The sequence below is a fragment of the Stenotrophomonas sp. CFBP8980 genome (genome assembly GCF_034046095.1).
Lineage (GTDB): Bacteria > Pseudomonadota > Gammaproteobacteria > Xanthomonadales > Xanthomonadaceae > Stenotrophomonas > Stenotrophomonas lacuserhaii.
Genome location: NZ_JAXCXF010000002.1, coordinates 298,597 through 311,054 on the forward strand (window position 1 = coordinate 298,597; position 12,458 = coordinate 311,054).

14 protein-coding genes, 5 tRNA genes and 1 other RNA gene are annotated in these 12,458 nt (G+C 66.6%); 15 read left to right on the forward strand and 5 right to left on the reverse strand.

The window, feature by feature from the left end:
• Positions 1–167 precede the first annotated feature (167 nt).
• The 6 genes from hbs (at position 168) to SOM47_RS07425 (ending at position 3,079) form a co-directional block, all read left to right on the forward strand.
• Positions 168–440: a non-specific DNA-binding protein Hbs gene (hbs, locus tag SOM47_RS07400; protein ID WP_042613351.1), complete on the forward strand. Its 273-nt coding sequence runs from the start codon at positions 168–170 to the stop codon at positions 438–440.
• An 11-nt stretch (positions 441–451) separates the two neighbouring features.
• A tRNA-Val gene (locus SOM47_RS07405) sits at positions 452–526 on the forward strand.
• Between the two features lie 26 nt (positions 527–552).
• Positions 553–629, forward strand: a tRNA-Asp gene (locus SOM47_RS07410).
• A gap of 86 nt (positions 630–715) precedes the next feature.
• Positions 716–792 (forward strand) — tRNA-Asp (locus SOM47_RS07415).
• 106 nt (positions 793–898) lie between these two features.
• Positions 899–975, forward strand: a tRNA-Asp gene (locus tag SOM47_RS07420).
• A gap of 145 nt (positions 976–1,120) precedes the next feature.
• Positions 1,121–3,079 (forward strand): peptidyl-prolyl cis-trans isomerase, encoded by a 1,959-nt coding sequence (locus SOM47_RS07425; protein WP_320505215.1) that lies wholly within the window; start codon positions 1,121–1,123, stop codon positions 3,077–3,079.
• A 73-nt stretch (positions 3,080–3,152) separates the two neighbouring features.
• Here SOM47_RS07425 and SOM47_RS07430 read toward each other — a convergent pair whose 3' ends face one another.
• Together SOM47_RS07430 and gloB are read right to left on the reverse strand one after the other, a co-directional pair.
• Positions 3,153–4,364 (reverse strand): lytic transglycosylase domain-containing protein, encoded by a 1,212-nt coding sequence (locus SOM47_RS07430; protein WP_320505216.1) that lies wholly within the window; start codon positions 4,362–4,364, stop codon positions 3,153–3,155.
• The gene (gene gloB, locus SOM47_RS07435; protein ID WP_320505217.1) at positions 4,361–5,125 is read right to left on the reverse strand and encodes a hydroxyacylglutathione hydrolase; all 765 of its coding nucleotides are present in this window, start codon (positions 5,123–5,125) and stop codon (positions 4,361–4,363) included. Before gloB ends, SOM47_RS07430 begins: the two co-directional genes overlap by 4 nt.
• Before the next feature lie 11 nt (positions 5,126–5,136).
• On the opposite strand from gloB, the gene SOM47_RS07440 reads away from it, so the two are divergent.
• From SOM47_RS07440 to dnaQ, 3 genes are read left to right on the forward strand one after another with little or no spacing between them, the layout of a single operon-like run.
• Positions 5,137–5,817: a class I SAM-dependent methyltransferase gene (locus SOM47_RS07440; RefSeq protein WP_320505218.1), complete on the forward strand. Its 681-nt coding sequence runs from the start codon at positions 5,137–5,139 to the stop codon at positions 5,815–5,817.
• Complete coding sequence (gene rnhA, locus SOM47_RS07445) at positions 5,804–6,259, forward strand: ribonuclease HI (protein WP_042613356.1); 456 nt, start codon at positions 5,804–5,806, stop codon at positions 6,257–6,259. The genes SOM47_RS07440 and rnhA overlap by 14 nt, the downstream gene beginning before the upstream one ends.
• 4 nt (positions 6,260–6,263) lie before the next feature.
• Positions 6,264–6,992: a DNA polymerase III subunit epsilon gene (gene dnaQ, locus SOM47_RS07450; protein ID WP_042613357.1), complete on the forward strand. Its 729-nt coding sequence runs from the start codon at positions 6,264–6,266 to the stop codon at positions 6,990–6,992.
• 82 nt (positions 6,993–7,074) lie between these two features.
• Here dnaQ and SOM47_RS07455 read toward each other — a convergent pair whose 3' ends face one another.
• Positions 7,075–7,779: a PP2C family protein-serine/threonine phosphatase gene (locus SOM47_RS07455; protein ID WP_042613467.1), complete on the reverse strand. Its 705-nt coding sequence runs from the start codon at positions 7,777–7,779 to the stop codon at positions 7,075–7,077.
• A 167-nt stretch (positions 7,780–7,946) separates the two neighbouring features.
• On the opposite strand from SOM47_RS07455, the gene SOM47_RS07460 reads away from it, so the two are divergent.
• Together SOM47_RS07460 and SOM47_RS07465 are read left to right on the forward strand one after the other, a co-directional pair.
• Positions 7,947–8,037, forward strand: a tRNA-Ser gene (locus tag SOM47_RS07460).
• A 272-nt stretch (positions 8,038–8,309) separates the two neighbouring features.
• The gene (locus SOM47_RS07465) at positions 8,310–8,711 is read left to right on the forward strand and encodes a DUF6165 family protein (RefSeq protein ID WP_101098736.1); all 402 of its coding nucleotides are present in this window, start codon (positions 8,310–8,312) and stop codon (positions 8,709–8,711) included.
• Positions 8,712–8,755: 44 nt separating this feature from the next.
• On the opposite strand, the gene SOM47_RS07470 is transcribed toward SOM47_RS07465, so the two are convergent.
• Positions 8,756–9,793, reverse strand: a complete 1,038-nt coding sequence (locus tag SOM47_RS07470; protein ID WP_320505219.1) for a glycosyltransferase family 9 protein — start codon at positions 9,791–9,793, stop codon at positions 8,756–8,758.
• Between the two features lie 21 nt (positions 9,794–9,814).
• Here SOM47_RS07470 and SOM47_RS07475 point away from each other — a divergent pair, with 21 nt between their 5' ends.
• The 4 genes from SOM47_RS07475 (at position 9,815) to SOM47_RS07490 (ending at position 12,089) form a co-directional block, all read left to right on the forward strand.
• A complete protein-coding gene (locus SOM47_RS07475) occupies positions 9,815–10,564 on the forward strand; it encodes a 3-deoxy-D-manno-octulosonic acid kinase (protein ID WP_320505220.1) in 750 nt (249 codons plus the stop codon).
• Positions 10,564–11,316 (forward strand): MBL fold metallo-hydrolase, encoded by a 753-nt coding sequence (locus SOM47_RS07480; protein WP_320505221.1) that lies wholly within the window; start codon positions 10,564–10,566, stop codon positions 11,314–11,316. Before SOM47_RS07475 ends, SOM47_RS07480 begins: the two co-directional genes overlap by 1 nt.
• A gap of 106 nt (positions 11,317–11,422) precedes the next feature.
• Positions 11,423–11,725: a type II toxin-antitoxin system Phd/YefM family antitoxin gene (locus SOM47_RS07485; protein ID WP_042613362.1), complete on the forward strand. Its 303-nt coding sequence runs from the start codon at positions 11,423–11,425 to the stop codon at positions 11,723–11,725.
• Positions 11,709–12,089 (forward strand): type II toxin-antitoxin system RelE/ParE family toxin, encoded by a 381-nt coding sequence (locus tag SOM47_RS07490; protein ID WP_320505222.1) that lies wholly within the window; start codon positions 11,709–11,711, stop codon positions 12,087–12,089. Before SOM47_RS07485 ends, SOM47_RS07490 begins: the two co-directional genes overlap by 17 nt.
• A gap of 113 nt (positions 12,090–12,202) precedes the next feature.
• Here the strand turns inward: SOM47_RS07490 and ffs are convergent.
• Positions 12,203–12,299, reverse strand: an RNA gene (gene ffs / locus SOM47_RS07495) — signal recognition particle sRNA small type.
• Between the last annotated feature and the right edge of the window lie 159 nt (positions 12,300–12,458).

The following is a 12,458-nucleotide window of genomic DNA, read 5'->3' on the forward strand; positions in this document are numbered from 1 at the left end:
TGGGTTTTCGGCTTGCGCGGGTGTGGGGCCACTGGTATAAAAGCAGCACTCGCGAATCAGCTGCATCCAATTCGCCGAACCGAACCGATTTGCCGTCGTGCGTGCTGCACGCAACGATGGCTTCCCTGGCTAATCCGCGGGTCCCCCGCAATAAGGAGCTGTAGAGAATGAACAAGACCGAATTGATCGACGCCGTTGCCGAGACCGCTGACCTGACCAAGGCAGAGTCCGCTCGCGCTGTCGATGCCGTCGTTGCTGCCGTCACCAAGGCACTGAAGAGCGGTGATGCTGTGACGCTGGTCGGCTTTGGCACCTTCCAGGTCCGTGACCGCGCTGCCCGCACCGGCCGCAACCCGAAGACCGGCGACACCATCGCGATCGCTGCTTCGAAGAATCCGTCTTTCAAGGCTGGTAAGGCCCTGAAGGATGCTGTAAACTAAGCGGCTCGCTGGGGTGCTTAGCTCAGCGGTAGAGCGTCTCCTTTACACGGAGAGGGTCGGGGGTTCGAAACCCTCAGCACCCACCACAGCACCGCGGTAAAGTTTGAAATGTGGAGCGGTAGTTCAGCTGGTTAGAATGCTGGCCTGTCACGCCGGAGGTCGCGGGTTCGAGTCCCGTCCGCTCCGCCATTTTCAACGAGGCCTCCGGGTTCACCCTGGGGGCTTTGTTTTCTCCACCGCTTCGGCGGCGTGGAAGGCAAAAAGTTTTGCAGCACGGAGCGGTAGTTCAGCTGGTTAGAATGCTGGCCTGTCACGCCGGAGGTCGCGGGTTCGAGTCCCGTCCGCTCCGCCACTGCAGATTTGGTAACACCTCGTGAAAAACTTCTAAAAAAAGTGTTCATGAGGCTGGGCAATCAGATCATCTTCGGATAGAATGAGCGCCTGCAAAGTTTCAACGCGGAGCGGTAGTTCAGCTGGTTAGAATGCTGGCCTGTCACGCCGGAGGTCGCGGGTTCGAGTCCCGTCCGCTCCGCCACGATTGAAGAGCCCCTGGTGAAAACCAGGGGCTTTTTTTATGCCCCGGATCCGGGGCCGCGCCGCCCCTTGCAGCCGGTGCTTTGGAGCCTGCGCATGAAGCGGGTTACACTGCCCGGCTCGCCACTCAGGCCATGATTTTTCCCATGCTGCAGAAACTTCGCGACAAGACCTCGGGCTGGATCGTCACTGTGATCCTGGGGCTGCTGATGATCCCGTTCCTGTTCGTCATCGATAGCAGCTACCTCGGTGGCGTCGGTGCGCAGAACGTGGCCAAAGTATCGGCACCGCCTTCCTGGTGGACCTCGGCCCCGTCCTGGTGGCCGGCCCGCCTGCTGTGGAAGCACCACGAAATCACCTCGCAGGAATTCCGCGAGCGCTTCGAGCAGGAGCGCGCCCGCGTGCGCCAGCAGCAGGGCGAGGACTTCGATCCGCGCGCCTTCGAAAGCGCCGAGAACAAGCTCGCCGTGCTCGACCAGCTGATCGACGAACAGGTGGTGCGACTGGCCGGCGAACAGTCCGGCGTGGTGATCGGCGATGACGCCGTGCGCGAATACATCGCGGCCATCCCGGCCTTCCTTGGCCCGGACGGCAAGTTCAACGGCGACCAGTACCGCATCGCGCTGGCCAGCGGCAACCCGCCGCGCACGCCGGACATGTTCGCCGAGCTGGTCCGCACCAGCCTGCAGCAGTCGGTCATCCCCAGCGCGCTGCAGAACTCCGGCTTCGTCACCGAAGCCGAAACCGAGCGCCTGCTCAAGCTGCTGGGCGAAACCCGCGACGTCGAGATCGCCATGCTGCCCGAGCAGCCGGCCGACACCGCGCCGGTCACCGATGCGCAGATCAAGCAGTGGTACGACACGCATACCAAGGATTTCCGCCAGGCCGAGTCGGTCAAGCTGGAATACGTGGAAATCAACGGTGCCACGCTGCCGGCGCCCGCCGCCCCGGACGAAGCCAGCCTGCGCAAGCGCTACGAAGAAGAGAAGGCGCGCTTTGCCACGCCGGAGCAGCGCCTGGCCTCCCACATCCTGATCAGCACCGGTGACGGCGCCGAAGCCAAGGCGGCCAAGCTGGCCGCCGAAGCCAAAGCCGCAGGCGCCGATTTTGCCGCACTGGCCAAGGCCAACTCCGATGACACCGGCTCCAAGGAGCAGGGTGGCGACCTGGGGTGGGTGGATCGCGGTGCGATGGTCAAGCCGTTCGAAGATGCGGTGTTCGCGGCCAAGGCCGGCGACATCATCGGCCCGGTCAAGACCGATTTCGGCTACCACGTGATCCAGGTGCGCGAAGTGCGCGGCGGTGAAGGGCGTTCCTTCGAAGAAGTGCGCGACCAGCTGATGGCCGAGCAGACCAAGGCCGATGCCGAGCGCGGTTACACCGAGCTGGCCGGGCGCGTGGTCGATGCGACCAACAAGAGCCCCAGCGACCTGGCTGCTGCGGCCAAGGCAGTGAACCTGCCGCTGCAGACCGTCGGTCCGTTCACCCGCCAGGATGCCACCGGCATCGCGGCCAACCCGGCCGTGCTGCGCGCTGCGTTCTCCGACATCCTGGTGCAGGATGGCACCGCGAGCGATCCGATCGCGCTGGACGAAGCGGGCAACCACAGCGTGGTGATCCGCGTGGCCGAGCACACCCCGGAGCAGGCCATCCCGCTGGACAAGGCGCGCGACCAGGTCATCGCTGCGGTGCATGCCGATCGTACCCGCCAGGCCGCCGAGAAGGCCGCTGATGCGCTGCTGGCCAAGCTGAAGGGCGGCCAGACGCTGCAGGCGCTGGCGGAAAGCGAGAAGCTGCAGGTCAGCCCGATGCCGGGCCTGCCGCGTACCCAGCCGGTGCCGACCGCCGAGATCAACCGCGCGGTATTCAGTGCGTCGCTGCCGGCCGAAGGCAAGCCGAGCTACGGCAAGGTGGACGTGCAGGGGCGTGCGGTGGTGTTCGCGGTAACCAAGGTGACCCCGGGCAACGTCAAGGAAGTCACCACCGAACAGCGCCAGCAGCTCAAGCAGCAGCTGAGCCAGATCGATGGCATGGCCGCGGCCGACGCCTTCGTCAAGTCCACCCGCAAGCGCTTCGTGGTACAGACCACCGAGGCCAACCTGTAAGGGGTGGCAGCGGCGGTAAACAAAAAGCCCGGCACTGCCGGGCTTTTTGTTGTCCGATCGAACTGATGTCCGGTCAGTCTTCGATGCGCAGCACGGCACCTGGCTTCAGCACGGCCTTGCCGGTGAGTCCATTGAGGCTGAGCAGGGCCTTCACCGGCATGCCGTAACGGCGGGCGATGGTCCATGGCGATTCGCCATTGCGCACCGTGTGGCGACGATTGCGCGGGCGATCCGCCGCGCTGGCCACGCTGCGTGCAGCGGCCGGTGCCGGCTGTGCCGAAGCCACAGCGACGGCCGGCGTTGCAGCCTCATCCAGGCTGGCCACCATCGCCGAGGCATCCACGGCCGGCGTAGTGACCGGTGCCAACAGGCGGACGGGTGCGTTCTGCGGGCGGGCACGGCCGCTGGCGGCCGGATTCAGGCGGGCAATCCGCGCCGGGTCCAGCGAACGCTGGGCCGCCCACTGCTGCACGCTGGTGCCAGCGGGCAGGGTGTGGCTCTTCAGCACCGGCACGGTGCGGTCCAGCGAGGCCATCACCGAGGGCTGCTCTTCGGCGTTTTCCAGCACGCATGCCAGGGCATGCAGCTTTTCAACATAGGCGTGGGTGATCGGCGAAAGGCCCGGCAGCTCGGCCGGCACCGCGTTGGTAGCGTTCATTCCGGCCTTGCGCAGGCCCTGCAGCACCCGATACTCGCCGGCGTTGTAGGCCATGGTGGCCAGGCGCCAGTCGCCGCCGAACATGCCATGCAGGGTCTTCAGGTAACGCACCGCCGCCTGGGTGGAATCCACCGCCGACAGGCGGCCGTCATAGCCTTCGCTCATGGGCACGCGGTGGTTGCGCGCGGTGGTGGCGATGAACTGCCACAGTCCGGCCGGACCGGCCGCGCTGCGCGCGCTCGGGCGGTAGCCGCTTTCCACGAAAGGAATCAGGGCGAACTCGGTGGGCAGGCTGGCCTTGCGCAGCTCTTCCACCACATAGCCGAACAGCACCAGGGCATCATCGTTCTGGTTGGCCAGCCGGGCAGGCGCATGGGCGAACTGCTTCTGCCAGCGCGGACTGGTGGCCTCGGCATCGCAGGTGGGTTCAGCCAGGCCTTCGCGGAAGCTGGCGAAGATGTCCTGTCCATTGCGCACGCTGGGGGCCGGCAGGGTAGCGGCGTCCAGTGGCAGTGACGCGGCGCCGGCGAGATTCTGGGTCAGGCCTGCGCCCAGCGACTGCGCGTTGGCGGTTCCGGCAAGCCCCAGCATGATACCCAGGGCAAGCGCTGGACTTCGGCGCCTCATGCGCGAAAGCCGTCTTTCCAGTGCCGAAGTCCGGCCATCACGTCGACATCGTCGGTGATTCCCCGCCCCAGATAAGCCGACACCGCCGCACGGATGGGCGCGGTGTGGGTACGCAGGAACGGATTGCTTTGTAATTCGTCTGCCAACAGCACGGGCAGGGTGGAGCGGTCATCGCGGCGCATGGCCAGTGCCTCCTCATGGCGCTGCCTCAGGGCAGCGTTGGCGGGGTCGACATGCCGCGCGAAGACGGCATTTGACACGGTGTATTCGTGGGCACAGCAGACAAGCAGCTGGCCCGGCAGGGACGCCAGGCTGCGCATGGTGGCGAGCAGCTGGGACGGCGTACCTTCGAACAGGCGCCCACAGCCCAGGCTGAACAATGCATCTCCACTGAAAAGGTGTTCATCAGTGTGAAACGCGACATGGCTGAGGGTGTGCCCGGGCACGGATACTACGTGGAACCTCCGCCCCACTGCCTGAACGTGTTCACCATCGGCCACGCGCTCGGTGGCCATCGGAATGCGCGGTTCGTGTGGCGCGATCACCCTGATGCCGGGAAAACGCGCCTGCAGCGCACTCACTCCGCCGATGTGGTCATCGTGGTGGTGGGTGAGCAGGATCGCCTCTGGCCGCAGTCCCGCCTCGACGGCGGCCAGCACGGGCGCGGCATCGCCGGGATCGACGACCACGGCCGCGCCGTCGTCGCCGGCCAGGCACCAGATGTAATTGTCCGCCAATGCGGGCAGGGCAGTGAGTCGCATAGAATCGGACCATGCCCGCGCTGCAGAGCCTCCGTCAAGCGACACCCGAAACGTGGTTCGACAGCGAACCGGCGCAGCTGCTGTATCAGCTGGAGCAGCAACTACTGCTGCCGCAGCTGGCCGGCCTGCCCGCGCAGCCGTGGTTGTGGATCAGCCCCAGCCCGCGCTGGCTGCAGGGCGCGGCCTTGAGCGGACGTGGCCTGCGGCTGTACCGCGACGGCACGGGGTATGCCGGTGAGGCCCGCTGCGCGCTGCCGTTGCCGCTGCCCAATGAAAGCGTCCACGCCATCGTGCTGCAGCACGTGACCGCCGCCGATGCGGGCCTGCTGCTGGCCGAGTGCGATCGCGTGCTGATGCCCGGTGGCAAGTTGTTCCTGAGCAGTCTCAACCCGTTCAGCCCCTACCGTACGCAATGGCGGCGACATGGCATGGTGGTGCGCACCCCGCAGCGCCTGCGCCAGCTGCTGGAGCGGGTTGGCCTGGAATGCGAGCCCTCCCGTTACATCGGCCCGCTGTGGCCGTCGGGCGGTGGGGGCGGCACAATGGCACCGTTGCGCGCGGCGTGTCTGTTCAGCGCCGAAAAACGCACGTTTGCCTTGCCGGGGCCGACGCCCCTGAAGGTACGCTGGCAGGGGCCGCTGGCCACCCCCGGCATGACCCGATCGATCCTGGAAACGAATGAAAACCATTGAAGTACACACCGACGGCTCCTGCCTCGGTAACCCCGGCCCGGGTGGCTGGGCGGCCCTGCTGCGCTACAAGGCGCACGAGCGTGAACTGAGCGGCGGCGAGCTCAACACCACCAACAACCGGATGGAGCTGATGGCCGCCATCTCCGGCCTGGAAGCATTGAGCGAGCCCTGCCAGATCGTGCTCTTCACCGATTCGCAGTACGTGCGCCAGGGACTGACCGAATGGCTGCCCGGCTGGATCCGCAAGAACTGGAAGACCGCCGGCGGCTCACCGGTGAAGAACCGCGAACTGTGGGAGCGCCTGCATGCGGCGACCCTGCGCCATCAGATCGACTGGCGCTGGGTGAAGGGCCACTCCGGCGATCCGGACAACGAACGTGTGGACGTGCTGGCGCGCGAAGCCGCCACCCGGGTGCGCGACACCGGCATGGCGGTAAACTGAGCCCATGCGTCAGATCATCCTGGATACCGAAACCACCGGCCTGGCCTGGCAGAAGGGCAACCGTGTCGTCGAAATCGGCTGCGTGGAACTGTTCAAGCGCCGGCCCAGTGGCAACCACTACCACCAGTACCTGAAGCCGGACGTGGACTTCGAACCCGGCGCGCAGGAAGTCACCGGGCTGACGCTCGACTTCCTGGCCGACAAGCCGGACTTCGCGCAGGTCGCCGAGGCCTTCCTGGCCTTCATCGACGGCGCCGAGCTGATCATCCACAACGCGGCCTTCGACCTGGGGTTCCTGGACAACGAACTGTCCAGGCTGGGGCCCCAGTTTGGCAAGATCACCGACCGCTGCACCGTGGTGGATACGCTGGCGCTGGCGCGTGAGCGCTTCCCGGGCCAGCGCAATTCGCTGGATGCGCTGTGCAAGCGGCTGGGCGTGGACAATTCGCACCGCCAGCTGCACGGCGCGTTGCTCGATGCGCAGATCCTCGGCGATGTGTACATCGCGCTGACCTCCGGCCAGGACGACCTCGGTTTCGACCTGGGCGAAGAGGGCAGTGCGGCGGCGCTGGCGCTGGCGGGGTTCGACCCGGCGAAGCTGCTGCCGCGCCCGCGCGTGCAGGCCACCGCGTCGGAACTGGAAGCCCACGCCGCCCGGCTGGAGCGGCTGCGCAAGAAGGCCGGCCACGCCCTGTGGGATGGCCCGAAGCAGGAAGAAGCCGCCGTCGCCTGAGCCCGGCCTGGTAGTGCCGACCTTGGTCGGCACCGCCTCGTGGAAGCAGCCGACTGAAGTCGGCCCCGGTCGGCAGCACGCCTTAGTGGCAGCGCACCAGCACCACGGTGATGTTGTCCGAACCGCCGCCATCCAGCGCGGCGGCCACCAGCGAATCCACGCATTCCTGCGCGCTGGTGTCATCGAAGGCCAGCGTGCGGGAAATCCCGCTGTCGTCCAGCTCTTCGGTGAGCCCATCACTGCACAGCAGCAGCTGCATGCCCGGGCGCAGCTCGCCGGCGGTGGTGGCCACGTTCAGATGCGCCGGGTCGGTGACCCCCAGTGCCTGGGTGACCACGTTGCGATGCGGATGCGCGCGCGCCTGTTCCGGGGTCAGGTTGCCCTGGGTCAGCATCTCCTGCACCACGCTGTGGTCCTGGCTGAGCTGGGCCAGCTGGCCGTCGCGCCACAGGTAGGCCCGGCTGTCGCCCACCCAGGCCACTTCGTAGCGGTTGCCCTGCACGCGCGCGGCCACCACGGTGGTGCCCATCGGCAGGGTGTCGTTGCGGCGGCGCGAGGCACGGATGATTTCTTCGTCCGCGGTGCGGATGGCCTGGGCCAGTGGCACGCCGCGGCGGATCTCGCGCACGATGGTTTCGCGTGCCAGCGCGCTGGCCACCTCGCCACAGGCGTGACCGCCCATGCCATCGGCGACCAGCCACAGTGCCAGCTCACCGTCCCCGTAGTAGGTGTCTTCGTTCAGCGCACGGCGCAGGCCGGGATGGGTCAGGTGTCCGAATTCGATCATGGGGTCGCGCAGGAGAGGGGGATGCAGCAGGGAGAACGCCATCATCGCGGCGGGGCGGACATCCGACAAGCGGCGAAGTCAGCGGAGTTTCACTTTCTTGCCGGTGATGGCTTGTGAATATCCGCGCATCCTCGTATCATGCGCGTCCCCGGTACGCCGGGGAAACCGGAGAGGTGGCAGAGCGGTTGAATGTACCTGACTCGAAATCAGGCAGGCGTTTATAGCGCCTCGGGGGTTCGAATCCCCCCCTCTCCGCCAGACAAAAAGCAAAGGGCCACCCAACGGGTGGCCCTTTGCTTTTTGCGTGGCCGAGAGCGGGCAGGAGAGAACCGACGCGGGGTTCGACGGTTCTGCAGGAGCAGAACCGGACAGCCGAATGGCTGGCCCGGAGCGCGCAGCGCGCAGGGCTGGGTGCAGGGATGCACCCAGCAATCCCCCGCCATTTCCCCGCGCAGCGCAGCTGCACTGCATTTACCAGCCGCCCACCCGACGCGCGTTATCATCCTCTTCTGCTTCCAGAGAGTGCTCCCATGACCGCTGAAATCCTCGTCCCCGTCGCCTTCGGCGAACTGCTCGACAAGATCTCCATCCTGCAGATCAAGTCCGAGCGCATCAGTGACGAGGCCAAGCTGGCCAACGTGCGCACCGAGCTGTCAGCGCTGGAAAAGACCTGGATGGCGCACCCGGCCGGCGGCAAGGACGTGGCCCAGCTGCGTGCCGACCTGAAAGCGATCAACGAAGAGCTGTGGGACATCGAAGACAACATCCGCCTGCAGGACAAGGCCGGTGACTTCGGCGATGCCTTCGTCGCGCTGGCGCGCAGCGTCTACCTGCGCAACGACGAGCGCGCGCGCATCAAGAAGGCGATCAACCTGGCGCTGGGTTCGGCCTACGTGGAAGAGAAGTCGTACAAGGACTACCGCGCCGGCTGACGCGGCGGTAGCGGCGCCTCCACATTGACGGCCAGCGGCCGTCACTACCGGGCGGCGTAGCGTTCGAATGCGGCGATGCCGTCTTCCACCGTGATCAATTCCATCACGTCGTCGAACTCGATCTTGGTGCCCCATTTCAGCGCGCTGGCCGGCTTGCCCAGGTACTTGCGCGCCGCGTCGTCATAGCGGTCCACGCAGTAGCGGCGGTCCGAATACGGCCCGCTGCGGTGCGGATTGCTCGCCGCGTGCAGGCCCAGCACCTTCACCCCCATCGCATTGGCGATGTGCATCGGCCCGGAGTCCGGCGTCATCACCAGCGCCGCGCGGGCCAGCAGGGCCGGCAGCTGCTTCAGCGTGTCCTTTCCGACCAGATCCAGCGCCGGCTGCACCAACTGGGCCTGGATGGCATCGGCGGTGCGCCGTTCCAGTTCGCTGCGGCCGCCACACAGCACGACCCGCCAACCGCGCGCGCTGGCGTGGTTGGCCACCGCAGCGTAGCGATCGGCATACCAGTTGCGCCGCTCATGGCTGGAACACGGCGAAATCATCAGCACCGGCCGCCCATCGTCCTGCCACTGCGCCTGGGCCCACGCGTGGGCCTCGTCCGGCACCGCCAGGTCCCAGCTGACCCCGGTCTGTTTCAGGCCCAGGGGCTCGCAGAAGCTGCCGATGGCGTCGAGCACGTGGATGCCGGGACGGTCCGGGATGCGCTCGTTGATGAACAGTCCATGCAGGTCCTTGGAGCGGCTGCGGTCATAACCGATCCGGCGGTGGGCGGGTATGAAGGCCGACAGCACGTTGGCCCGGAACGCCACCTGCATCTGCAGCAGGGCATCGAAGCGCTCGGCTGGCAGCTCCGCGCGCAGGGCTTTCATGCCCGCCAGTCCGGTCTTCTTGTCGTACGCATGGAACGTCACCCCGGGCAGCCCATCCAGCAGCTTCAGGCCCACCTTGTCGATCACCCAGTGGATCCGGGCGCCCGGCCGCGCCGCCTGCAGGGTGCGTACCAGCGGCACCACATGGGTCACGTCGCCCAGCGCGGACAAACGCAAAAGGCACAGGGAAGAGGACGGTGATGCCATGGTGTTGTTAGACTCGAAGGAATGGTCGCATTCGACGCCAATGAAGCGCTGACGCCTTGCCGTGATGGTCGCGGCATGGGTGCCATTCTGTTCGACCGCGAACGGCTGCGGCAAGCCGACGCCAGTCTGTTCTCGCCCCAGCACTGGGGAGAGCGGGCGCGCCCGGTAGGCGAGGGCGGTCGCGGCAGTGCCTGGTTCGTCGACGCACCGTTCGGCCCCAGCGTGCTGCGGCACTACCTGCGCGGCGGTTTGGTAGCCAAACTGAGCCACGACCGGTACCTGTGGCGCGGCTCGCAGCACACCCGCAGCTTCGCCGAATTCCGGCTGATGCGCGCCCTGCGCGAACTCAAGCTGCCGGTGCCGCGGCCGATCGCCGCGTATTACATGCGCGAAGGCCTGCGTTACCGCTGCGCGATCCTGATGGAGCGCATCGAAGATGTCCGCTCGCTGGCCGATCGTGCCCTGGTCGCGGGCCGTGGCGCGCCATGGGAAGAAACCGGTCGGCTGATTGCACGTTTCCATCGCGCCGGGCTGGACCACGCCGATCTCAATGCGCACAACATCCTGTTCGATGGCAACGGGCATGGCTGGCTGATCGATTTCGATCGCGGCGTGCAGCGCATTCCGGCCACCGCCTGGCGCGAACGCAACCTCAAGCGCCTGCTGCGTTCACTGCTGAAACTGCGCGGCGAACGCAGCACCGACGACGTTGAAAAAGATTTCGCCCGCCTGCGCCGTGCCTACGACCTGGCGTGGAACCGGGGAACCTGATGGACTGGTCGCTGCGTTTCCTCGGCGTCGGCAATGCGTCGGCGGTGGAGCTCGGTTCGCCGATGTCGGTGATCGAGCGTGATGGCCAGCCTTGGCTGACCATCGACTGCGGCGGCGAAGGGTTGACGGCCTTCCAGGCGCACTACGGCCACATGCCGCAGGCGCTGTTCGTCACCCATGTGCACCTGGACCATGTTGCCGGCTTCGAGCGCCTGTTCGTGGATACCTTCTTCAGCGCGCAACGCCGCGGCAAGGTGCGGCTGTACGTGCCAGCGCCGGTGGTGCCGCTGCTGCACAAGCGCATCGGCGACTACCCGAACGTGCTGGCCGAGGGCGGCGCCAATTTCTGGGATGCCTTCCAGCTGATCGTGGTCGGCGATGCGTTCTGGCACGAGGGGGTGCGGCTGGAGGTGTTCCCGGCCCGCCACCACTGGCCGGAAACGGCCTACGGGCTGCGCTTGAAGGGCGCGCTGACCTGGAGTGGCGATACGCGCCCGATCCCGGAAATGCTCGCGCGGTTCGCCGATGACAACGAACTGATCGCCCACGACTGCGGCCTGCACGGCAACCCGTCGCACACCGGCGTGGACGATCTGGAGCGCGAATACAGCGCCGAACTGCAGGCGCGGATGATGCTCTACCACTACGCCAGCGTGAGCGATGGCGATGCGCTGCGCGCGCGCGGTCACCGCGTGGCGATACCGGGCGAATGCGTGCCGCTGGCGCCGCCGACGGCGATGCAGGCGCCCTGACGACGAGGCGTGGGGCCGCCGGGCTCGGCGTGCCGTGACGCGGCGGCCATTTGATCGGGTTTAATGCATGCGTTAAAGTGCTTGCAACCCTTCGGCTGGAGAGCCCATGGACCTGTGCGATGACATCGTTCCGCTGAATCAGGTGCGTGCCCGCTTCACGGCGCTGGCCGAAGATGCCCGCAACGGGCATGCAAAAGTCATAACCCGCAATGGCGAAAGCTATGTCGCCATCGTCGACGCCCGGAAGCTGGACTACTACCACCGGCTTGAGCGCGAGGTGCAGCAGTTGTCTGCATTGCGCGATGTGGTGGAGGGGCTGGAGCGCGTGAGAGCGGGAGAAGCGGGTGCTGACCCGGCCGCGGTACGTGTGCGGTTGCAGGACAGAGTGAAGCGTGCCACGCGCGGCTGAGCCGCGCGTGCGGGCGGTGCACGCCCATCCTGCGTACGAACGCTCGCTTGAAGCGGCGGTGGATGCCCTGTTGGAACTCGGGGCTGTCGACGCAGCACAAGTGGTACTGGATCGGGCAGCGGGTTTCCTACCGGAACTGCTGATGCGGTTTCCTGAAGCCGGACGTCAGTTCGAACCGCGCAATCTGGAGGGGGCGCGTGTAGTGGCTTTGGCGGCACGGGTGCGTGAGTTGCTCGGCAATACCATTGAGCTGCGTGAGTACGTGCTGGATGACTACCTGGTGCTCTACGCCATCCACGATCGCGCCGTGCACCTGCTGGCATTGCGCCATCATCGGCAGGACGGCTTCAGCCTGGAGCCGTAACGGAAAGCCGGCTCCTGCAGCCGGCGTCGGGCAAGCTCGGCGGCGTTTCGCGCGCACACCGCATCCGCCGGGCATGGCGCGGCGCTGCAAATGGTGGGGCTGAAAAGGTGGCGACCCCGCCGGCTGACCTCGGCGCCCGCGTCGATCGATACCGTTGCTGCCTTCCGGCCCTGGCGGGATTTTCGATCTAGCGTCGCGAGGGGCCGACGGGGCCACCATAGAGACGTGGTCACCTTGCCGGCGACCTGTCACGGATGTGGGGACGCAGCGCGAAGCGCCTGGAACCCGGTCCGGACTGCACATCGCTGGGCGATGGCAGGCGCGCATTCTAGCGCATGCGCGCATGCGTTAGCCAGCACGCACTCAGCG

Coding starts and splice junctions, on each gene's coding strand:
- SOM47_RS07465 (WP_101098736.1), top strand. CDS start 8,310: ATGACCGCTGAAATCCTCGTCCCCGTCGCCTTCGGCGAACTGCTCGAC.
- dnaQ (WP_042613357.1), top strand. CDS start 6,264: ATGCGTCAGATCATCCTGGATACCGAAACCACCGGCCTGGCCTGGCAG.
- SOM47_RS07440 (WP_320505218.1), top strand. CDS start 5,137: ATGCCCGCGCTGCAGAGCCTCCGTCAAGCGACACCCGAAACGTGGTTC.
- SOM47_RS07485 (WP_042613362.1), top strand. CDS start 11,423: ATGGACCTGTGCGATGACATCGTTCCGCTGAATCAGGTGCGTGCCCGC.
- SOM47_RS07480 (WP_320505221.1), top strand. CDS start 10,564: ATGGACTGGTCGCTGCGTTTCCTCGGCGTCGGCAATGCGTCGGCGGTG.
- gloB (WP_320505217.1), bottom strand. CDS start 5,125: ATGCGACTCACTGCCCTGCCCGCATTGGCGGACAATTACATCTGGTGC.
- SOM47_RS07455 (WP_042613467.1), bottom strand. CDS start 7,779: ATGATCGAATTCGGACACCTGACCCATCCCGGCCTGCGCCGTGCGCTG.
- SOM47_RS07475 (WP_320505220.1), top strand. CDS start 9,815: ATGGTCGCATTCGACGCCAATGAAGCGCTGACGCCTTGCCGTGATGGT.
- hbs (WP_042613351.1), top strand. CDS start 168: ATGAACAAGACCGAATTGATCGACGCCGTTGCCGAGACCGCTGACCTG.
- SOM47_RS07425 (WP_320505215.1), top strand. CDS start 1,121: ATGCTGCAGAAACTTCGCGACAAGACCTCGGGCTGGATCGTCACTGTG.
- SOM47_RS07470 (WP_320505219.1), bottom strand. CDS start 9,793: ATGGCATCACCGTCCTCTTCCCTGTGCCTTTTGCGTTTGTCCGCGCTG.
- SOM47_RS07430 (WP_320505216.1), bottom strand. CDS start 4,364: ATGAGGCGCCGAAGTCCAGCGCTTGCCCTGGGTATCATGCTGGGGCTT.
- rnhA (WP_042613356.1), top strand. CDS start 5,804: ATGAAAACCATTGAAGTACACACCGACGGCTCCTGCCTCGGTAACCCC.